Source organism: Wolbachia endosymbiont (group A) of Epagoge grotiana (assembly GCF_947251775.1).
In the GTDB taxonomy this organism is placed as follows: Bacteria; Pseudomonadota; Alphaproteobacteria; order Rickettsiales; family Anaplasmataceae; genus Wolbachia; species Wolbachia pipientis.
Genome location: NZ_OX366387.1, coordinates 748,178 through 769,542, shown reverse-complemented (window position 1 = coordinate 769,542; position 21,365 = coordinate 748,178). Strand labels below are relative to the sequence as shown.

Genomic DNA, 21,365 nt, shown 5'->3' with positions numbered 1-21,365 from the left:
CATACGTGAGAATTATTGCTGCCAAATATAGCCATCCCTCCTTGGTTTTGATGTAAGTAATCCCATACTTTATTTGGTTGATCAACAATAAAGTTTTGATCTAATATATTGGGAGCTACAGCTCTATTATCTGTTTGTTGTTTTTTAATTTTAAACTTTCTTCTCAGTATAGCCCTGATGTCATTTTTCTGCATAATACTTTGCACCGTTTTCAAATTGCAACTTTTACCCAAAGCCTTCAATTCAGCATGAATTTTAGGAGCTCCATATCTACATTTAGAAACTTGATATATTTTTTGAATAGCTTCGAGTAGCTCTTTATTTGCTGATTCTCTACTGCTTATTTTTCTTGTGGTCCACTTATAGTAGCCACTAGCAGAAAATCCTACATAATTCCTGTACTTTATAGCAGTTACTATATAAAAAAATATTTTACTCTTTTTGACTGGCCAGGGCTTTTTTTTAAATGTCTCTTTCCCTTGTTACTCTTGCTTTGTAAATCAAACCTCTCTTTGTCATAAGGTGCTACATCTGGAAATGCATTTGCCGCTGACTTTTTTTCGTTATATTTCTTCATCCATTTTCCTAATACACTATCCCTTATTCCTAGATCTCTTGCTACTTTTGCAACTGGTTGACCTACCTTTCTTTGTTCATTTGCCAGCTTAACAGCTTCCAATTTGAATTCTGCCGTATATTCTCTTACCATTTCTAATCCTCCAAAATTTTATTTTACCCAAAAAAACTCTTTTCTTTCTCTCCACTTTTTCTGGGTAAGGTCAGTTTACTGGCCTCTCCATGAGTGAGATTGAAAAATTAAGTGGAAATCTGTGAACGGTTACCTTGGATGACAGAAAAGAGTGTTGGAAGGAGGCAATATTAAAAACTTAATTTCAGTCCAGCCAAGAACACATAACCAGAGTTGTTATTTTCTATTTTAGGCTCTTTTGTACTAAACTTTACAATATCGAAATAGTATGAAGTACCTAAAAAAAGAGAATTTTCAAGACTTAAAGCATATGATGTTAACTCGTTTGTACCTTCGCCTGCAATATCCCTACCACTACTAAAATATGTTAAGCTCGATTTGTAAGAATCAGAACGGTAAGCGATACCTGCATTCATATAATACGTATTATTTGTTTCAGGATTACGCTTCTCACCAGATTTACCACCATTACCATACGAAAAAATGCAATCAAGATCGAACAATTTTAGCTTCAAACCAAAATTCCAGTGTAGTAATTGATTGCGGCATTCATAATTTTTAGAAGTCCCATCTGAGCAATCAGTTAAATTTTCTCTTGCAAATTCACCAGTTAAGGCAGTAGTAAAACCTATATCATCTGACAAGCTGTTTTTATAGGAAAGGCCAGCAGCAATTAAATTGCTGTACTGTAAGTTATTTTTTCCTGGAACATAACTGAATCCGAGTTGAAAGTTATAGATTTCAGGGGAGATGTAGTTAATTGATGATTGTTTTAACCCTAGTTCGAGTTCATTATAATCGCTATAAATATTGGGCTTGACCCAGAACACCTTGTCTTGATCATATCCAGGGTCACCATCCTTTTTATGATCACCGCGCAAATTTGCATAGTTTGTCCAATGACCATTTACTCCTCCAGCAGCTGCATAAATTTTTGAAGTGTTAATTAACATGCTCTGACCAACTAAACTTCTTTTACCATATTCAATTGATCCAAGTTCCTGGTTTTTTATGATAAAATACCATTCCTCCATGTCTAACTTTTCTATGTCTAACGCTTTTAGGTTTGCAATACCAGAAACCCCTGCCTTAACATTAACCCCCATTTGAGTATTTGGATAAACTTGCTGTAAATAAAGAAAGCGCAAGTATGAATAACTTGAAGTTTTATCCTTAGGCTTAGCATTGAAAGAATCTCTGTTGAAGGCGTAGCTGAATCTCAAATCTATTTTTCCGTCTAGTTCTGCATAAAATATTTCCTTATCCAAAATTGTTTTAGAGCTAGCACTATTCTGCAAAAACAATGATGAAAGCAGTGCTACCAGGTAGTACTTTAACTTCATAAATAAACTTAAATCTTTATAAAAATTTAAGTTTAAACTCAATATAAATAAAAAACAACTTTTCAGAAGGCACCGCTGGTAGATTTTGCTGCCTGTTTTTGAGCTATATTCCCATAAATTATTGATACACTTGGTAATTTTTGCATTAATAACTGCTTATTAATGGCAGAATGTATACGATTAATTATTTTATAGCTCTTTTTACAATAATCCGAACAGACCGTAATATGCTACTGGCCTGCTATAGCCATAAACACATATCTTATCGCATTCGGACTATTATAAGAAAGGCTATAGATGTACTTTTTACATCGCAGTTAATCAAAACAAAAAGCACTTTATTCTCATCAATATACCCTAGAAAATCATCACTACGGCAATTTTTATAAAAATGTTCTATGATAACTTTCAGTGCATCATTTGTCTCGCTACAGCTACTATTTAAGCCAATTATTCCTATAGCTGCATTAATTTGATGTTGAAAGGCGAAATTCAATATAACGTATAACTCTAGAATAGTGGACTCATTGCCCGTTATATCGAATAAGTCATGGTTTTTATATTTCTTACCCATTAGATATTCATCTCTAAAGATTCCTAATTTATGGGACAAACTGATATCACGTATTAACAGCTCATAATTTATTTTATTACTGGCAAATTGTGCAGTGCGGAAAACTTTTACTTTTGTCCTGATATCTTCTCCTTTAGCATCAGTTAAGGAAAAATCTATCACTTTAGGTAATATATCAAGTAAATCGTGCCCATTTTCGGTATACTCTAAATAATTCTTCATGTCGTCAGCTGCTCTTGCACTTAAAATATTGATTAACGGCTTATTAAGTAAATTCCCTTCCTCGTATTTTAACAAATTCCTTGCGGCTTGATTGAGCCCTAAAATTAACACGTTTTTTTTCTTATTATCCTGACAAACAGATACCACAGCATCATCTTTTCTTCTTGCAGTTATGAAATCATCCATACTTTCATTCTATACAGCGTATTTATAAGTATAATAAGATTATATTAAGATTTACTTACTTATTGATATGCTTAATTAGCTATAGACAAAATGTCATACGGGATGGCTTTGTTGTAGAAGAATCAAGATTACTGTTTATAGACTTCAAGTTACTGCAAAAAATATTTTAAAACATAGTGATATCTTGACTTTACCTAGTTAATATTCCAAATTATAAAAAAACAGATAGTTCTATGACGACAAGTCTATTACAAGGCAAAAAGGGATTAATAACCGGAATAATAAATAAGAGATCAATAGCATACGGTATAGCAAAAACTCTCTCAGAGCACGGAGCAGAACTTGCAATCACCTACCAGAATGAAATAATAAAAGAAAAACTATCACCAATAGCAGATGAACTAAATGTGGAGCTAATATTACACTGCGACGTTTCAAATGAAAAAATCATAGATAACGCTTTCGAAATAATAGAGAAAAAATGGGGTACTCTTGACTTTTTGGTGCATGCAATAGCATTCTCCGATAAAAATGAGTTAGATGGTAAATATGTCAATACTTCACTGGATAACTTCCTCAATGCAATGCATATATCGTGCTATTCTTTCACTGCTTTAGCACAAAGAGCTGAAAAAATGATGTCAGGTGGTGGTAGTTTGCTTACTTTATCTTATTATGGCGCTGAAAAAGTTATGCCAAATTATAACGTTATGGGTTTATGTAAAGCAGCACTTGAAGCAAGTGTAAAATATATAGCATGTGATCTCGGGCCACAAAATATCAGAGTAAATGCAATTTCCGCTGGTCCAATCAGAACTTTAGCATCTTCTGGAATAAGCGATTTTCACTTCATATCAGAATGGAATAGAAATAATTCTCCGCTCAGACGCAATGTTACAATAGAGGATGTTGGCAAGGCAGCGCTATACTTATTAAGCGATTTAAGTAGTGGCACTACTGGAGAAATTTTGCACGTCGATTCAGGATATAACGTTGTGGGAATGAAGGTGGTTGACTGAGATCTAAATCCTTAATTCAAAGCGCTAGTTCCTTCGGGTTCATACACAACTCTATCAGGAGTTTTGTGACTGTGATTGCAGAAAACATCGAACATAAAATTCCTATTGATAAAGTGACAGAAAAGCCTCTAATTGCTCCGCTGCCAATAATGAACATTATTCCTGCAGCAATTAATGTAGTGATATTTGAATCCAGTATTGTCTTTATAGCGTTTTTAAACCCTTCTTCAATAGCACGTTCCACTCTCTTGCCAGATTTTATTTCCTCACGAATTCGCTCAAATATTAAAACATTTGCATCCACCGCCATACCGACAGTGAGTGCAATACCGGCAATTCCAGGTAAAGTTAGAGTTGCTTCAAGCAGAGTGAGAATTGATAATATAAGAACTACATTAGAAAAAAGTGCAACAGAGGCCAATACACCTAATTTGCCGTAAGTGATGATTATAAATAAAGCCACGGCTATAATAGAGATTGTTGCTGCCATTTCCCCTGCCTTTATTGATTCTTCTCCAAGACTTGGGCCAATGTTTTTTTCTTCAATTATTTTAAGTGGTGCTGGCAGTGCTCCAGATTTTAAAAGTATTGCAAGTTCGCTTGCTTGTTTTTCAGTGAAATTACCGCTAATTTCTCCCTCTCCATTTAAAATTGGCTCACGTATTGTAGGTACTGTTAAGACTGTGTTATCCAGAACAATTGCAAAAGGTTTTCCCACATTTTCTTTAGTGATTTTTGCGAATCTTTTACTCGCTATGCTGTCAAATTTAAAATGCACTGTTGGTTTACCTAAGTGACCAAATCTAACTGATGCGTTAACCAGCGAATCACCACCTATTTCAGTTTTGCGGAATATTGGATAAGAATTACCTAAAGAATCCTTGAGCATGACAGTGGTTTCATGGTCTATATCCTGCACCTTGGCTATGTTAGTGTTTGCCAAATGAAAAGCTAGCTTAGCAGTTTTGCCAAGCAGAGATTTTATCTGCTTGGTATCTTCTACTCCAGGCACCTGCACTAATATTTTATTCTGCCCTTGTTTTTGAACGCTAACTTCCTTTGTGCCAAGTTTGTCCAAACGGCGCTGGACATTGTTTATTGATTCTGCAGCTACTTCACTGATCAAAGAATTTTTATAATGGGGTTTATACGAAATGAGAATTGAAGAATCTTTTCTATTTAGCTCTAAATTTGGATTTATCGCATTAATCAACACAGATGCTTTTTTATAATCATCAATATTATTTAAAGTTATAACGCTATTTTGTACGTTAGATTCAATATTTTTTGTTAGCAATGTCTCTTTTATTTCGTTAGCTAGCATGCTTAGCTTTTCCTTAAAATAGAAGTCTAAGTCTATGTTTAAAAGCAAAGATGCCCCTCCTTTCAGGTCAAGGCCTAAGTTTATTCTTTTTTTCGAAATAAAAAGCTTATTATCAAAGAAATTTGGCAGTGTTATGTATAAAGCAAATAAACAGATGCATAATACTGAAAAAGATTTGACTATAAGTCTGTTATACATAAGTTGTAGGTTTAAAATTGTAATAATTGATTGTAAGTTAAAAATAGATTTTTGTAAAATTCTCTATTTGACCTTACCCAGAAAAAGTAGAGAGAAAGTTAAGACGTTTTTATCATGAGAATAAATTGTGCAGGAATGCAATAGTTAATAGTAGAATGTCTACGTTATTTGTTATAAAAGATTTCTATGTATTCAAATATGGCAGTTCTGGTTTGTTGAGCGAGAAGTATCAATAAGCAGCTCCCTTTTAAGTGAACTTTTCTGCAACAGAGTTATCGTAACAACAGCCCTTATGGCTCATGCTGGAAATGATGTTTTTTGTATTCAATAGAAATTGGTAATTTTGAGAGGTATACTGTGACCCTTGATCGCTATGTAACAGCAGATTTTTATCGGGTTTGCGTTTATCAACGGCCATCAATAAAGAATCTATAACTAATTATCATGTTACTCATTAACCACCATGCGTGAATATAGGTCAATTATTGCCGCCAACAACCTTCTTTAGTTTTTATGTAGGTAATCCCAAACTTTATTTGGCTGATCAGTAGTAAAATTTTGATCCAATGTGTTCGGAGCCACAACTCGGTTGCTTATTTGCTGTTTTTTATTTTTGAACCTTCGTCTAAACTTGGCTTTAATGCCATTTTCTTGCATAACACTTTGTACTGTTTTAATTTTTGCCTAAAGCTTTTAATTCAGCGTGAATTTTAGGGGCTCCATATCTGCATTTAGAAGCTTGATGTATTTTTTGAATATCTGCTAGAAGCCCTTCTTTTACTAATTCTTTACTGCTTTTTTCCTTAGCAACCCATACCACCAGTACAAAACCCTACATAGTTCCTGTGTTTTATAGCAATTTCTATATAAAAGAATACTTTACTCTTTTTCTTTGCCCAGGGCTTTTTTTAAGATGTCTCTTTCTCTTATTAGCTCTTTTTTTAGATCAAATCTTTCTTTGTCATAAGGAGCCTTTGCCTGGAAATGCGTATGCTCCAGACATTTTTCCATCATATTTTCTTACTTAACATACTACCATCTATACCTAGATCTTTTGCTATTTTTGTACTTGCTTGACCTGTTTCTTTAACCAGCTTAACAGCTTCTAATTTGAATTCTGCTGTATATTCTCTTCTATTTGTCATATTTTGAAAAAACGTTTTATTTTACTCCAAAAACGTCTTAACTTTCTCTCTACTTTTTCTGGGTAAGGTCACTACTTGGATGACAGATAGTAGTGCGAAAGTCTCTTACAACTTACTTTTAATTAGTCTAACCCATGCGTGCCAATCCCTCTCACCAAGATTGCTTTCAAAAGATAGGAGATCCTTTACAGCTTTTGAGCAAATTTCTTCACTTGGAATTGATAACTCCTTATTCATTGCTAACGTTAAACATTGAGTTTTGCACGCTCGTTCTAAATGATATGTGTAGAACATTGCTTCTTGTATAGTCCGACCACACGTTATAGATCCATGATTACGCATTAACATGACAAAATTTTCTTTCAGATCAGCTATTAACCTCTTTCCTTCTGTATCGCTAAGTGCTAGGGAATTATAATTATGGTAAGAGATTTTATTGTAAAAGTGCAGTGCCCATTGACTTATAGGAAGCAGCCCATCTTTGAGAGAAGAAACCGCTACAATAGAAGGTGTATGCAAGTGAAAAATTGCTTGAATATCTTTCCTTGCTTGATAAACAAAACCATGAATTATATAGCCAGTTCTATTATATTGATATTCTTTGCCTTCAATTACATCTCCATCAAATGATACTTTCATTAACGAACGTTCATCTACTTCATCAAAACGCATACCAAACGGATAAATATAAAACGACTTTTGATCTTCAGAACGCACTGAAAGGTGAGTATATGTATGATCATCGAACTTAAGGTAGGACAAAATCTGATAGGCATAGACTAGATCCCTTTTTACTCTGCTCTTTGTTAACAACACAATCCTCTGTTAGAATCTTCTGAAGGTTTATACGCGAAAAGAGACTTGTAGTAAACTAATAAGTCTATGCCACTCTGTCTTGCTTTCTGAATACCAAACACTTTTGTGTTGTAGCTTGCTTAAAAATAGTTATCGTTATTATAGAGTTTATATACAGAATTTATGTTTTTAAATTACATAATATCTTAACTAAAAAAATAATTTTCTATATAATATTTCATATGTTTTAAAGCTTCATTTTTATGTTATTATAAATGTAAGTTTCAAGATTGAAAATAATATGGTAAATATTAACACAAAAAAACAGCCAGCAGGATTTTTCATATATCTCTCTGGTCTTTCGGGAAGTGGTAAACTTTCCACAGCAATAGAATTATCTAATATGATAGACGCATTAATTGTAAATAGCAAGTTCTATAACAATGTTCAAGCTTGCTCTATATACGATGGTGTCTTTGAACGTGATCAAATACCTAAAGAAGTTCAAGATAGAATATATGGCATTATGCAAATTATGCTTCAGGTAATAGAAAATTATCCGATTCACTCAAAAAATTACATATTTATTGATGAGTTGATGAAAAATAATGACCAGAACATGAGGATGTATGATTCAATAGTAAGGCTTAGTAAAAAAATGAACACAGAAATCCTTCCTGTGGTACTTAGGTGTGATCTACCGACATTACAAAAGCGTATTGCATTAAAAAGGCAAAGAAAAAATAGGAAGGTGATTAATCTAAATAGCATGATGGAGCAATGTAGGATTAACAATTTATTTACACCACCGAGTGCTATAGAGATAGAAAATTCAAATATGAGTATAAAAGAAGTAGCTCAAGAGATAGTAAACCAGATGCACAAGCTTAGCCAAATTGCGTGTATGCAAAAAAATAGTCTATAGCAATTTCATATACTGAGGCTCATTTAAATATAGAGCTTCAACTTCATTTAATTTTTGCTTGTTCTTCAGTCTATAATGAACTAATAGCCCTGCATGGCTAGCATTTAAATTGCAATCCATATGTGTACTGCTTGTAGCGTAACCAGGGTCACATGCTGCAGTTGGACCAGACAGCGGCAATAAATTGAAATCAAATAACTGTGTATAAAACCCTTGAGCATTTTTGATTATAGCTCTGATATTTTTTTTGCTATTTGCACAAAGCAAAGATATTGCGTAGGCTTGAACTTCCAGCGCACTAACCCCGTATAACGGCTTATTTGTAGCAAGATTTATACCTTGTGCAGCTGATATACCAACTCTAATTCCAGTGAAACTTCCTGGTCCAACTACTACCGCCAAATGATCTATTTTATCATAATTATAGTTGTGCTTATCAAATAAAGTACTTAGTATTTGAAAAAATGATTCTGCATGACTATTGCTGGTGGAATTGTGCTCTACAAAACAGTTACCATCATAATCAACTATTGCTATTGAACTACCAATACCTACAGTATCAATCGCTAAAATAGACATTACTTAAGCTTATCATAGAGTTTTGAAAATATTATAGTAAAGGCACCATTACCCATAACATTTGCTGAAGTGATTATTGGATCAAACACTATATACAATGCTGTAATTAACGAAAGCATTTCTGGAGAGAATTTGAGATATTTCTCAAGAATAGGTAGCATTACCATAATTCCTCCTGCCGGCACTGCCACGATAGCAAACTTAAATAACAAAAAATAGAGAAGAAAAGTTACATAATCTATTGTGAACAATGAATAACCGGAGGCAATTATCATTGATAATATTATGATAAAAAAGCAATCACCTACTAAATGAAAGCTAGCAGTTATTGGTACAACAGACGATGCTATGTCAGGTTGCTTTACATTTTTTTTGCTTCCTTCAAGAGTAAGTGGCATAGTTGCATTACTAGACATTGTGCTCATTGCAGTAATAAATGCCGGTATCATATTGCCTATACTAGCTATCCAGCTTGTGATCTTGAATGAATTTGCTGCTCCATATAAGAGGAAAACATAAAGGTAGGTTGCAGATGCTATAATAATGAAAATTATTGAGTAATCCTTAAATATTATAGATAAAACTTGATCATGCTGCATTTTTAAAGCAAGCCCAAGTACAAATATTGGAATAATCGGCGTCAAAAACGTCTTCAAAAGAAAGAGAGTTAAATCTAACATTTTGTTCGAAAGCTCTTTGCTTTTCTTGGGTAGCAGTGTGGACACTACTATGCTGGACACAAATCCACAGGCAAGGGCATAAAAATTAGAAAGCAATGCAGGCAGCCTAAACGACCATAAGGGAACAATTGTTTCTTCATACGTTATATCTTGTATTGAATGAGTGTTTTGTATGATAAAATGCCCAACAGAATAAGCTATTAAACTTGAAGCCAGATTTGACAAGAAGATCATTATAATAAGTAACAATATGAACTTTATAGCTGACTGCTTAAGATTGTTAACACTGCTAAAGATTAACGCAAAAATAATAAAAGGCATTATAAATAGCAAAACCTCTTTTATACTCAGGCTCGTTGAGTACAAGAAGGTTTTTGCTTCCATTGGAACTAAATGACCAAAGAATGCAACTGAAGTGATGACCGTGAGTAAGATTAATAGTTGTAGCACGTTCTTATATACCAATGTCCTATGGACATATATATGGTAAGTTAGTTGTTAAGTAAAGCAAAACTGTCTAAATTGCACAGCAAATGACGTAATGAAAGTAGCTGACACTGGAATGACAAAGAAGAGTGAAATTAGCACTCACTTATTATTCGTGTCGTTTTCAGTAAAAGCCTCCTCCCATGTGCCTTGAGTTGCTGCACGGCTATACTCTGTTACTCTATTTTCAAAGAAATTCGTATGTTCCACGCCATTTAGTATTTCATCAAGCCACGGAATAGGATTATCATTAACATCATATATGGACTCAAGACCTAATTGCATTAACCGTCTGTTTGCTACGTAGCGTATGTAATTGCGCACTTCTTCTGCAGATAGTCCTTCAACGTCTCCGAAATTAAAAGCAAGCTTTATAAACTCATCCTCAAGCTCAACAATAGTGCGGCATGCAGAATATAATTCCTCTTTAAACTCGTCGTCCCAAATTTCATTATTCTCTTTAATAAATGTATTAAACAACATGATAATTGAATTGGTGTGCAAAGTTTCATCACGGGCTGACCAGGCAATTATTTGTCCCATGCCTTTCATTTTTCCAAAGCGTTGAAAATTGAGCAAAATTGCAAATGATGCGAATAACTGCAACCCCTCGGTAAATGCACCAAACACCGCTAGAGTTTTAGCTACATGTTTTTTATCGTGTTTTTTGCTTTCCTCGAATTCTAACATGTATTCATACTTCTTTCTCATAGCATCATACTTTAAGAATGCTTGATACTCGCTTTCTGGCATGCCAATTGTGTCTAAAAGATAAGAATAAGCTGCAATGTGTATAGTTTCCATATTGGAAAAGCTTGCAAGCATCATGCATATTTCCGTTGGCTTAAATATATTTGAATAATGCCTCATGTAGCAGTTATTTACTTCAATGTCTGCCTGAGTAAAAAATCTAAAGATCTGGGTTAGTAGATTTTTTTCTACACTTGAAAGTTTAGTTTTCCAATCCTTTACGTCATCAGCAAGCGGAACTTCCTCAGGTATCCAATGGATTCTTTGTTGCTGCAGCCACGCATCATACGCCCAAGGGTAATTAAAAGGTTTGTATATTGGATCTGCTTCTAACAATGACATAAGACACCTATTATTTTCTAAAGTAAATATTATATTAAGTGATATTGAGAATCAGTCAATTTAACTTTTTTGAAATTTGACGGCAGATAATTTATTAGTGTATTATAGCTTCAAGTAATTTATCAACAGAAATGCGAGTATTAATATCTTTTATTTTATTATTTACAGTGAGCTGCACTCACACTATTCACAATCACGGAGCTCCTGGCATTAGTGTTGAATTGTGGAGCAAGATAAAAGTAGGTGACGATAAAGAAAAAGTGGTTCACACTTTAGGATCACCAACATTAGTATCAAAGTTCGATGACAATGTTTGGTACTATGTCTCATATAAAATTAAACAAGCCAATTTTTTAGGAAAAAGGAAGTATAGTAGTAAGTCTCTGCAAATTTCATTCGACCAGGACGGTAAAGTTGAAGATACAAAAGAAACTGACATCTTAGAGAGATCTTTGGCTGTTTCTGATTGAAAGTTTGCTCAGATCTTCCTACGTCATACCGCGGTTCATTCCATAACTGTACGAACATTGCGATTTGGGCCTACCAGAAGGGTGTCATGAAAGTAGCTGACACTAGTTCCTTTATGACGGCAGTGCCCAGACTACTTGGATCCAGGAAACTTAATTGCAAGTAATGCATTGGGTTTGGTAAGTATGGGTTTTGCGTTATAGAATGAAGCACTTTTGGTGAATTTGTAAAGAAAACTGGATCCCAGTGGGCTTTGTTGCATCGCTCTTCGGATAGTAGGTAACGCACAATAAATTTATGAAGCTATCTCAAATTTAGCCATACCAATATCAGTGAACTTATTGAGCAAATAGCATTTAACAAGTAGTTCCTTCTCTCTATTTGTCTCAGATTTATTCCTAAAACTAAACCCGAATGTTTGTTTCAGTCGCGAGAAAAAACTTTCTATATAAGATCTTTTTCCGTAGTTTGTTTGCCTTTTCCACCTCTTCATTCCATCTTCGCTGCATGATTTTATTAGTCTAATTGCAGCATTTCTCTCAGCCATATAGTCTAACTTTGGATGCTCTGCTGCGTTGTTTTTCGGAGGAATTTTCGTTTTTATACCATATTGATTACACAGCTTATAGAGCTTTTCTCTGTCATATGCCCTATCTGCATATAGTACTTTTATGACATACTGAAAATCGACTTCTTTTAGCAAATCACAAGCTCCATAGTGATCAGCCGTTACTGTATTTTACAGCTATGGCTTTTTTGCTGTTTGTATTCAACATTACATGCAATTTTCTTGTCTGTTCATAGCTGCGATACTTTCTATCTTCGCTATTTTCTTTGCTATGACCAGGAGTGTTGTTGTATATACTAATTCCTGTACTGTCTATAGCAATTTCGATATCTTCCATATTATTTTCTGCAATCATTGATCTTAATATTGAGTTTCTTAAACCTTCTTGATGATTGTGAATAGCTGATAACTTGCAAATTTTTCCCAATTTGCTCAAGGTATCCTGCTATAAACCCAACTGTTTGCCTCAGGCCTATTCTAAATAAACAAGTTATTATGTGCACCAAAATTACAACTTTATCGCTATAAATATTGTTGCCAACTGGTATTTTTGGACCATTCTCGTACCACTTTTCTATGGCTTCGTTGATATAATGAAAAATATTTCCTCTTTTTTCTAGAAATTTGTTATATTCGCTATGGTTACTGACCCTCATTTTTTGTGGCATATTTTTTCTTTCAAGGTTAAATGGCTATTTTATAATGAATTTTGTCAGTAGCCACCAGATTTTTTCAGTTGCTATGCAACAAAGCCCACTGGAATCCAGTTCTTATTATACAGCTATCTGGTGTACTTATTTAAAATTAAGTTTTCTGGATCTCAGTGCCAAAGCACTGGGATGACACCCTTCCTGGCGGAGATTATTCTCAAATCACAATGTTCGTACAGTTGTGGAATGAATTGCGGTATGACGTAGGAAAACCTTAGCTATAGCTTTAGAACTCCCAAAAGGTCAGAAGCATTGAATGACTTGACAGAAAGTTCAAACCCATATAAAATGTCCTTATTTCTTATATGTTAGGTATAGTATCAATTGCCTCAGATCATGCTGGTTATGAATTAAAATCAGAAATAAAACCTTACCTGGAAGCCCTAGGTTACAGAGTAGTAGATCAAGGCTGCACTGCTAAGCAAAAGTGTGTAGATTACCCAAACTATGCTGTTAAAGTTGTAGAAGATATAACAAGCAAAAAAGCAAATTATGGGATATTAATTTGTGGTACAGGTTTGGGCATGAGTACTGTGGCAAATCGTTTTGAAGGAATCTACGCTGCTTTATGTAACAGTGTTGAGATCGCAAAATTAGCTCGCGAGCATGGCAACGCAAATGTACTGTGTCTTGGTGCAGGATTTACTGCGAGTGGATTAGCAAAAGACATAGTCAAACAATTCCTCGAAACAGAATTTTCAAAAGAAAGCAGACATAAAAAACGCCTTGATAAACTCAGCAATATAACCTCTAAGAAAAAAAAAACAAAAACTTATAACGAAGATGAAATATCAAAATTCGCTAAAATGGCAGGCCAGTGGTGGGATGAGAACGGCAAATTCAAACCATTGCACATAATGAATCCTGTTAGAGTATCTTACATTATTGAGAAAATAAAAGAGTTAAAAAAATGCAATTTGAAAGAATTATCATTGCTTGATGTTGGATGCGGTGGTGGCATTTTGTCAGAGTCAATGGCACGCGTTGGCATTAACGTTGTGGGAATAGATGTATGTGAAGAAAACATAAAAGTAGCGCATTCACATGCAAAAAAAGTAGGGTTAAATATAGAATATATACACACCAGCATTGAAGAGCTAAGCAATGACAAGAAGTACGACGTGGTTCTGTTGATGGAAGTAGTTGAACATGTGGATAATTTAGAGCTTTTCATGAAAAAAGCGATAGAACTGCTAAAACCGAATGGGCTGATATTTATATCCACAATAAATAGAACTATCAAATCCTTCTGCCTTGCAATAATTGGTGCAGAGTACATATTAAATTGGCTGCCAAAAGGTACACATAACTGGAATAAATTTCTCAAGCCGTCAGAAATTGCAAATCACTTAAGAGAAAATAATGTAACGCTGCAAAACATGGCTGGCATGGAGTACAACGTAATAAAGCGTGAGTGGAATCTAACTAAAGGCGTGGATGTTAATTATATACTCTGCGGTTTGTTAGATTTAACTCTATAAAAGCACCATTTTCACTTCCAATACTTTGAAGGATCTTGGCCAGCTTTTATACAGTAGCCTTTATTAGTTAGCGCCCAACCGGAACGACAAGCATAATCTGTACCTACACGTTCATATCCAGGAGCAGCAACACACTTTCCATTCTCCAAGGTTTGACCTTTAAAAAGACAACAAACTTCTTTTTCTGTTACCTTTGTTACAATTTGAGGAGCACCAAAAAACACAGCAACAAACATACCCAGTGCGAAAAGTGCAGGCCAAGGCATTCTGCCAAATATTGCAAGTAAGCTTGAACCAATTATTACCACTGTAATCATTGGTCTACCTATTCCATGAACGTAACCTATTACATTACACATTACATCTGTTGCTCCATCAGCGTGTGCATCAAATGCATAGAAAACTATAAATAGAATTACAAGAAAATTTCTCATTGTTCTTTCAATAATCATGCCTGATTGTTTCTTATTTTAATAAAATTTCAGTAAATAGCTTTTTTCAAAAATTATGCTTAACCCAATCAATATTTATTTATTACTGCCTTTTTAATACTATAATTAACTCAGTTGATTTTTATCAAAATGCTAAACCATGGAACAATTCGAGAACTTTTACATCACCACGCCAGTATATTACGTAAACGATAAGCCGCATATTGGTCATGCATACACTTCTCTCTTGTGTGACGTGGTGGCAAGGTTCATGAAACTAGCTGGGAAAAATGTCAAATTTACCACCGGTACAGATGAACATGGACAAAAAATAGAAAAAGCAGCTAAAGCAAAGGAAATGCAGCCAAAAGAATTTACAGATGAAGTGAGCGTTTCATTTAAAGAATTGGCTAAGTTCATGAATTTTGAGTATGACGATTTTATTCGCACTACGGAGGAACGTCACAAAAAAGCAGTTATAGCTTTATGGAATAGACTTGAAGAGAGAGGGCAAATATATTTGGATTCCTATTCGGGTTGGTATTCAGTTCGTGATGAAGCATTTTATCAGGAGTCAGAGCTGATAGATGGCAAAGCACCAACAGGTGCTGAGGTCCAGTGGATAAAAGAAGAGAGTTACTTTTTTCGCTTATCAAACTGGCAAGAAAAATTACTGGAACTCTATAAAAATCAGCCAAGTTTTATCTTTCCTGAGAGCAGAAGAAATGAAGTGATATCGTTTGTAAGATCAGGGCTCATTGACCTCTCAATCTCTCGCACTAGTTTTAACTGGGGAATAAAAGTACCAGGTAATGACAAACACGTAATCTATGTTTGGATAGATGCATTAACCAATTATCTTACATCAATAGGTTTCCCTAGTACTGAAGGTGAGGAATATAAGAGGTTTTGGGCAGAACCAGAAACACAGATTCCAGTGTCAAGCACTGGAATGACACCAAACCAAGGGAAAACGCAGATTCCAGTGTCAAGCGCTGCAAACCTAGCTGACAACTCTTTCAACGTTCATGTAATCGGTAAAGACATATTGCGCTTTCATGCTGTATATTGGCCAGCGATTCTCCTTGCAGCAGACCTGCCACTGCCAAAACAAATTGCAGTTCATGGTTGGTGGTTGAACGAGGGAGAGAAAATATCCAAGTCCCTTGGTAATGTCATAGATCCAATTGGCCTCGCTCAAGAGTTTGGTGTTGATCAGCTACGCTATTTTCTCCTTCGGGAAGCAAGATTCGGCCAAGATGGCAACTTTAGTAAGAAAAATATGATCAGCCGGATAAATTCAGAACTGGCAAACAACATAGGCAATTTAGTACAAAGAACAATTTCATTTTTACACAAGCAATGTTCTGGAATTGTACCAACAATCGATCAAAGCCTACTTAAAGGTGAAGAAAGTCTTCCAGGTTGCAAAGCTATACTCGATCAAGTGATGAATCACCTATCAAAGTATGAATTTAACCAGATTATACTTCTAATTATCAACATCTCTTCTGAAGCAAATGCCTACATAGACAAAAGTGCACCCTGGACACTAAGCAAAACTGACAGAGAGCGCATGAATTTAGTAATTTACAAGTTACTGGAATATATCAGGATAATAGGCATTTTATTGCAGCCAATCGTTCCCAAGTCAGCAGAGATGATACTAAATCAACTGCAAATTCCGAAAGAACAACGAGATTTAAAATCTTTGTGCGACGCGTGCGTAAGTTCAGGCATAACATTGCCTAAATCTACGCCGGTTTTTTTGAGGGTTGATGCTAAAGAGGAGAAATAGTGTAAAAACTATTTCTCCTGGATGGGATTATCTTTAGTTAACGACGGTGCACACCGCTGTCTACATATTCAAGTTAGGTGGCAAGTGCCTTAGTTACTTTAGCAAAATGTGATTTAGTAACATCAGCATCTATCACTACTACTTCAGTCATTGCCGACTTAACCTTTCCTAGGCTCCATGCAAACCAGCCTTGACCATTTTCTTCTTTAGTTGGCTGACTTTCTGGGCTAGAAATCTCAGTACCTTTTTCATCACCAGATTCTGCATCATAAAATACATCCTGATCCTCAGAAAGACTCATTAAATACCTTTTAGCAGCATCAACATTTAAATGATCAGGTTGCTTAGGAACGTTATCAATATTCATCTGATTTTCCTGGCTAGGAGTCTCAGTTTTTAAATTTTCTTGTGTAGCCACATTCTTTTTTTCATCAGTTTGCTCTCTTAAAAATTGCCTTACCATCTTCTGTTTTTCTCTAAACAAAAAATCAAATAATATTGGAGAAAGCTCTAGCTTTGCCCCCTCTGGAATAACAATACCATTACCTTGAGATTCACTTGAAAGTTGACTAGCACCACTTGCTTGATCTGCCTTATTACCAAACATCAAGTTTTTAACACTATTCCAGTATGGTGAAAATTTTTCTGAGACCCATGAAAATTCTATTTTAGTTGATGGCATAGTATCATAAACATTTTTTAATTTATTTCCAACACTACTAATTGTCCCTTTTGCTGACTCAATTGATGTATCACAAGTGTTTTTCAAGCTGCTTCCAAAGCTATTAAGTGCACTTTTTACTGGTTCAAATGACGTACCATAAACATCTTTTAAGCCATCTTTAACAATACGAGTTACACGACCACTAATAAATGCTTCTTTTGTAGAAGTAAATGCTTTTTCAGATGCTGTTTTGATATCCTTTGCAAACTCAGCTGATGGCATAGTATCATAAATATTTTTTAATTTATTTCCAACACTATTAAATTTCCCTTTTGCTTGTGAAATAATGGCTTGCTCTTGAGTTTGTACTTCGAAATCTCTCTTAGTAAGCTGCTGGTTTATGCTATCAAATTCTACCGCATTACCTGGCTGAGAAGCATTAATCCTTCTGGTTGCAGCCAACTCATTTTTCATTCTAAAAATCTCCCGATCTTTCTCAGAAATAGTTTTATCTTTATCTTCTATCTCTTTTGCTTGATTAGCCAGTTGAGTATTTTTTTCGGATATTTCTTTTACTTTCTCAGAAATTATTTTACCTTTAGCTTCTACTTTACTTTTTTCATCAGAAAGCTGAGCTTCCTTCTCAGAAATAGTTTTGTTCTTACTAACTGCTGCATACGAAAGTGCAATAGCTACAGCAGAAAATACAGCACCACCAATAATAAATGGAAGGCCAACACTTAATGCTGCAACTGGAGCTAAGAAACCAATATAAGGAGCTGCAGCAAACACTCCAGATGCTAATAAAGTTAAAGCAGCCAGAGTTCCAGCTATATAATAGGGTACATTGTTTTTATTCATCATCTCACGTATTATAAAATATAATACCATTATAAAAGGATTTTTAAGAAGTTGTCAAGCTATCTTTACATAAAAAAATAATTGATAAACTTGGGAACAAGAAGATTGCTGTCAAGCTATGAACTATGCCTTTCCGTGTAATCTTTAAATGCACCTCTGTTAGAGTCAAAATATAGCTTCACACTGCCAATTGGTCCATTTCTCTGCTTTGCAATAATGAGCTCTGCAATGTTTCTAATTTTTTCCATTTTCTCTTGCCATTCCCGATGTTTATTGTTTCCTTCATTTGGCTGTTTTCTTAGTTCATAATACTCTTCTCTATAGAGAAACATTACTATATCTGCGTCTTGCTCTATGCTCCCTGAATCACGTAAATCAGAAAGTTGTGGTTTTTTATCATCCCTCTGCTCAACAGAACGAGAGAGCTGAGATAGTGCAACAATGGGAATATTTAGCTCCTTTGCAATTGCTTTCAAACCCTGCGTCACTTCCGAGATTTCTTGCACTCTATTTTCATTACTCCTTTTTGTTGTTCCTCTGATTAGCTGCAAATAATCAATGAATACCACTTCTACATTATATAATTGATACAGCAAGCGTATTCTGGTGCGAAGGGCACTAATTGATAGCGCAGGGGTGTCATCTATGATGAAAGGCAGTTCAGATAATTCTGTACTAGTATTGATAAATTCATGCAATTCAAAATCACTAATTCTCCCGGTTAATGCCTTATAATAACTAATTCCTGAATCTATAGTGATCAGCCTTGCAGTTAATTGCTCTGCTGACATTTCAAGCGAGAAAAACGCTACATAGTGTTGCTTATCTGCTCTTTTTTGCAACATCTTACAAGCATTAAGTGCGATGTTTAGCGCCAATGCTGTTTTACCCATAGAAGGCCTTGCAGCTAAAATTAATAAATCAGATTTTTGTAGACCACCAAGAAGCTGATTTAGATCTTGAAGTCCGGTTGTAACGCCTAGCGCTTCTGGATTATTTTTCAGTGTGCTGATCTTCTCAACTACATCTTTAATTGAACTTGCAAGTTTTATATATGTTTTCTCACCTTGTTTTTTTACTGCCAAATTGAACAATTTTGTCATTGCTTGTTCAATTTGCGCCTGTGCAGGATTTTCAATATCGTAGTTGTAGCTATCACCAACTATTTCTTGCCCGAGCTTGATTAAACATCTCCTTAAGTAAGTATCACGGATTATTCTAGTCAAACTATAAATATCAAGTGCAATACTTGCCTTCGCTGCAAGCTTTGCTAAGTACTCTACCCCACCACACTCGGTAAATGCTTGGTCGTTTTCAAAAAACATTTTAAGGCTCAGTTCATTGGCAACTATGCCATGTTTTCTGGTTTTAGATATTTGCGTAAAAATACTTTGATGCAGTGGATCATAGAAATTTTCTGCTGTAATTGTGTCTTCAACTGCATCACAGATTCTATTATCACGAATCATTGCACCAATAAGCATCTGTTCAGCTTCTAAATTATGCGGTAATTTACATATTTCCTTATCTACACTTCTTGAACTGAGGAGATTGGCTAATTCATTCATTTTAAGTTTTGAGAGTAATTGTTGATTATTGTAGAATATTTAGTTTTGATTTGAAAGACATATAAAATTTGACTAATTCCGTGTTGCCTATAGCATTAAAACTTAATGCCCCTGTGGTGGAATGGTAGACACGGCAGACTCAAAATCTGTTGCTTGCAAAAGCATGCTGGTTCAAGTCCGGCCAGGGGCAGGTTAAATATTGGAAAGTATATATATGTTACATAAATTTTTTAATCGTTTATTTTCTATTTTTTCTTCTATAAATGTTATTCAAAAGGTAAAGAAAGATGAAAATGGGATATGTTATGTAACGGGCCTCAGGCGCTATATATCAGTATTGCTTGATTTGATTATTATCGTTTTGTTCTTGCAGTTTTGCAGCCAAGCCTTAAATCAGCTCTTTATGAACTCAGAGGATAGCAAAATATTAAGTCAAATTGCTGCAAAATCCCCAATGCAAGCACCACTGTCTGCGGAAGAAAAGACAACGCAGAGTAGACTTATAAAATTACTAATCCTAAATCAAATAGTCCAGTTTATTATGCTCTTTTGCTATGTAATATATATGTGGGTAAAGTTTGCTACTACACCTGGAAAACTATTATTTGGGCTTAGAGTTGTGGATGCACAAACTTTCGAAAAGATGACCCTAAAACAAGCAACAAAGAGATTTTTTTCCTTTATATTGTCAGTTGCACCATTGTTCTTGGGCTTTTTATGGTCAAATTTCAACAAACGCTGTCAAACTTGGCACGATAAGATCGCAGGCACAGTGGTTGTCACGAGTAAAAGCCTTAGAAGGCAGAGCTAAAAACTACTTGACACCCTTCGCCAGCCCCTTTATCATGATACTGAAGGTATTCATTTATCTTCAATCTGTGCAGATTAAACGACAACAGTATTACGTATTGGCGTCTTATTTTTAATTTTTTGCACTATGTGCATGCACTGGGATGACACCTCTGGGCACTGCCGTCGTAAAGGAACCAGTGTCAGCTACTCGGATGACAAAGGAGGACAGTGTCTCAGCTACTTTCATGACACCATTTGCTGTCTTTAAAAATGAATGTTCTTACAATTGTGCGTCATGCGCTTTATTAAATATTTTACTTAAAAATCTAATTTCTTATTATACAAGAGATAAGCAATTCATTGATGATGAAAAATTACAAAAAGGGGCATAGAAAGCGCCTAAGAGAGAAAATTATTTTAGATAATGGACAATCATTACTTGATTATGAAGTTTTAGAGCACATTTTATATTCAGCATATAGTAGAATTGATGTAAAACCGGTGGCAAAGAGTTTGATAGAAAGTTTTGGCAGCTTAAATAAAGTTTTTAATGCTGACCTGGAAGCGCTGCAAAACGTTGATGATGTCAGCAATGCAGCGATATCTGCCATCTTTTGTGTAAAACAAGCCTTTGTTCGTTCTGCAAGAGAAGAAATAAAAAACCTGCCTGTAATCGATAACCATACGCGTCAAGTTAAGGAAATAAAGGTATGAAAGAGATAGAATAATAAGGTATAAGTTCTCCCA

19 protein-coding genes, 1 tRNA gene and 3 pseudogenes are annotated in these 21,365 nt (G+C 34.9%); 10 read left to right on the top strand and 13 right to left on the bottom strand.

Features of this window, described 5'->3' with window-relative positions; genetic code table 11:
• Position 1: 1 nt before the first annotated feature.
• The 3 genes and pseudogenes from OPR50_RS08785 to OPR50_RS03570 form a co-directional block, all read right to left on the bottom strand.
• Positions 2 to 709: pseudogene (locus OPR50_RS08785) on the bottom strand (IS3 family transposase); the annotation flags it as partial.
• Between the two features lie 170 nt (positions 710 to 879).
• Positions 880 to 2,052, bottom strand: a complete 1,173-nt coding sequence (locus OPR50_RS03575) for a porin (protein WP_265024279.1) — start codon at positions 2,050 to 2,052, stop codon at positions 880 to 882.
• A gap of 262 nt (positions 2,053 to 2,314) precedes the next feature.
• A complete protein-coding gene (locus OPR50_RS03570) occupies positions 2,315 to 3,034 on the bottom strand; it encodes a hypothetical protein (RefSeq protein WP_265024278.1) in 720 nt (239 codons plus the stop codon).
• Positions 3,035 to 3,267: 233 nt separating this feature from the next.
• Here OPR50_RS03570 and OPR50_RS03565 point away from each other — a divergent pair, with 233 nt between their 5' ends.
• Positions 3,268 to 4,053 (top strand): enoyl-ACP reductase FabI, encoded by a 786-nt coding sequence (locus OPR50_RS03565; RefSeq protein WP_182309896.1) that lies wholly within the window; start codon positions 3,268 to 3,270, stop codon positions 4,051 to 4,053.
• Between the two features lie 16 nt (positions 4,054 to 4,069).
• Here the strand turns inward: OPR50_RS03565 and secD are convergent, their stop codons facing one another.
• Positions 4,070 to 5,512 carry a protein translocase subunit SecD gene (gene secD / locus OPR50_RS03560; protein WP_458694006.1) on the bottom strand — a complete coding sequence of 481 codons (1,443 nt, stop codon included), beginning with the start codon at positions 5,510 to 5,512 and terminating at the stop codon, positions 4,070 to 4,072.
• On the opposite strand from secD, the gene OPR50_RS03555 reads away from it, so the two are divergent.
• Positions 5,412 to 5,693, top strand: coding sequence for a hypothetical protein (locus OPR50_RS03555; protein ID WP_039964338.1), 282 nt, complete (start codon positions 5,412 to 5,414; stop codon positions 5,691 to 5,693). The two genes, secD and OPR50_RS03555, sit on opposite strands and share 101 nt — an antisense overlap.
• A gap of 46 nt (positions 5,694 to 5,739) precedes the next feature.
• On the opposite strand, the pseudogene OPR50_RS08780 reads toward OPR50_RS03555, so the two are convergent.
• Both OPR50_RS08780 and OPR50_RS03535 read right to left on the bottom strand, forming a co-directional pair.
• Positions 5,740 to 6,720, bottom strand: a pseudogene (locus tag OPR50_RS08780) (IS3 family transposase).
• A gap of 105 nt (positions 6,721 to 6,825) precedes the next feature.
• Positions 6,826 to 7,536: a class II aldolase/adducin family protein gene (locus tag OPR50_RS03535; protein WP_155969022.1), complete on the bottom strand. Its 711-nt coding sequence runs from the start codon at positions 7,534 to 7,536 to the stop codon at positions 6,826 to 6,828.
• Between the two features lie 280 nt (positions 7,537 to 7,816).
• Here OPR50_RS03535 and OPR50_RS03530 point away from each other — a divergent pair, with 280 nt between their 5' ends.
• On the top strand, positions 7,817 to 8,440 hold the full coding sequence (locus OPR50_RS03530) for an AAA family ATPase (RefSeq protein ID WP_265024276.1): 624 nt from the start codon (positions 7,817 to 7,819) through the stop codon (positions 8,438 to 8,440).
• Here OPR50_RS03530 and tsaB read toward each other — a convergent pair.
• The 3 genes from tsaB to OPR50_RS03515 all read right to left on the bottom strand — a co-directional run bounded on the left by tsaB (position 8,435) and on the right by OPR50_RS03515 (position 11,277).
• Positions 8,435 to 9,019, bottom strand: a complete 585-nt coding sequence (gene tsaB / locus OPR50_RS03525; RefSeq protein WP_155969018.1) for a tRNA (adenosine(37)-N6)-threonylcarbamoyltransferase complex dimerization subunit type 1 TsaB — start codon at positions 9,017 to 9,019, stop codon at positions 8,435 to 8,437. The genes OPR50_RS03530 and tsaB overlap by 6 nt on opposite strands.
• Positions 9,019 to 10,149, bottom strand: coding sequence for a dicarboxylate/amino acid:cation symporter (locus OPR50_RS03520; RefSeq protein ID WP_264339318.1), 1,131 nt, complete (start codon positions 10,147 to 10,149; stop codon positions 9,019 to 9,021). The genes tsaB and OPR50_RS03520 overlap by 1 nt, the downstream gene beginning before the upstream one ends.
• A gap of 138 nt (positions 10,150 to 10,287) precedes the next feature.
• Positions 10,288 to 11,277, bottom strand: a complete 990-nt coding sequence (locus tag OPR50_RS03515) for a ribonucleotide-diphosphate reductase subunit beta (RefSeq protein WP_155969016.1) — start codon at positions 11,275 to 11,277, stop codon at positions 10,288 to 10,290.
• Positions 11,278 to 11,408: 131 nt separating this feature from the next.
• Here OPR50_RS03515 and OPR50_RS03510 point away from each other — a divergent pair, with 131 nt between their 5' ends.
• Complete coding sequence (locus tag OPR50_RS03510) at positions 11,409 to 11,747, top strand: outer membrane protein assembly factor BamE (RefSeq protein ID WP_006279908.1); 339 nt, start codon at positions 11,409 to 11,411, stop codon at positions 11,745 to 11,747.
• A gap of 293 nt (positions 11,748 to 12,040) precedes the next feature.
• On the opposite strand, the pseudogene OPR50_RS08775 reads toward OPR50_RS03510, so the two are convergent.
• Positions 12,041 to 12,981, bottom strand: a pseudogene (locus OPR50_RS08775) (IS5 family transposase).
• Between the two features lie 347 nt (positions 12,982 to 13,328).
• Here OPR50_RS08775 and ubiG point away from each other — a divergent pair.
• Positions 13,329 to 14,504: a bifunctional 2-polyprenyl-6-hydroxyphenol methylase/3-demethylubiquinol 3-O-methyltransferase UbiG gene (gene ubiG, locus OPR50_RS03490; RefSeq protein WP_174515933.1), complete on the top strand. Its 1,176-nt coding sequence runs from the start codon at positions 13,329 to 13,331 to the stop codon at positions 14,502 to 14,504.
• Positions 14,505 to 14,515: 11 nt separating this feature from the next.
• Here ubiG and OPR50_RS03485 read toward each other — a convergent pair whose 3' ends face one another.
• The gene (locus OPR50_RS03485; protein WP_264339322.1) at positions 14,516 to 14,956 is read right to left on the bottom strand and encodes a TrbC/VirB2 family protein; all 441 of its coding nucleotides are present in this window, start codon (positions 14,954 to 14,956) and stop codon (positions 14,516 to 14,518) included.
• Positions 14,957 to 15,095: 139 nt separating this feature from the next.
• On the opposite strand from OPR50_RS03485, the gene metG reads away from it, so the two are divergent.
• Complete coding sequence (gene metG, locus OPR50_RS03480) at positions 15,096 to 16,733, top strand: methionine--tRNA ligase (protein WP_265024275.1); 1,638 nt, start codon at positions 15,096 to 15,098, stop codon at positions 16,731 to 16,733.
• Positions 16,734 to 16,806: 73 nt separating this feature from the next.
• Here metG and OPR50_RS03475 read toward each other — a convergent pair whose 3' ends face one another.
• Both OPR50_RS03475 and OPR50_RS03470 read right to left on the bottom strand, forming a co-directional pair.
• Positions 16,807 to 18,258 carry a hypothetical protein gene (locus OPR50_RS03475; protein ID WP_265024274.1) on the bottom strand — a complete coding sequence of 484 codons (1,452 nt, stop codon included), beginning with the start codon at positions 18,256 to 18,258 and terminating at the stop codon, positions 16,807 to 16,809.
• Between the two features lie 116 nt (positions 18,259 to 18,374).
• Positions 18,375 to 19,826, bottom strand: coding sequence for a replicative DNA helicase (locus OPR50_RS03470; protein WP_015589094.1), 1,452 nt, complete (start codon positions 19,824 to 19,826; stop codon positions 18,375 to 18,377).
• 107 nt (positions 19,827 to 19,933) lie between these two features.
• Here OPR50_RS03470 and OPR50_RS03465 point away from each other — a divergent pair.
• The 4 genes from OPR50_RS03465 (at position 19,934) to OPR50_RS03450 (ending at position 21,332) form a co-directional block, all read left to right on the top strand.
• Positions 19,934 to 20,016, top strand: a tRNA-Leu gene (locus OPR50_RS03465).
• 24 nt (positions 20,017 to 20,040) lie between these two features.
• A complete protein-coding gene (locus tag OPR50_RS03460; RefSeq protein WP_015589093.1) occupies positions 20,041 to 20,637 on the top strand; it encodes an RDD family protein in 597 nt (198 codons plus the stop codon).
• A 142-nt stretch (positions 20,638 to 20,779) separates the two neighbouring features.
• Positions 20,780 to 21,010, top strand: coding sequence for a hypothetical protein (locus tag OPR50_RS03455; RefSeq protein ID WP_041573522.1), 231 nt, complete (start codon positions 20,780 to 20,782; stop codon positions 21,008 to 21,010).
• Positions 20,985 to 21,332, top strand: coding sequence for a JAB domain-containing protein (locus tag OPR50_RS03450; RefSeq protein WP_265024273.1), 348 nt, complete (start codon positions 20,985 to 20,987; stop codon positions 21,330 to 21,332). The genes OPR50_RS03455 and OPR50_RS03450 overlap by 26 nt, the downstream gene beginning before the upstream one ends.
• Positions 21,333 to 21,365 lie beyond the last annotated feature (33 nt).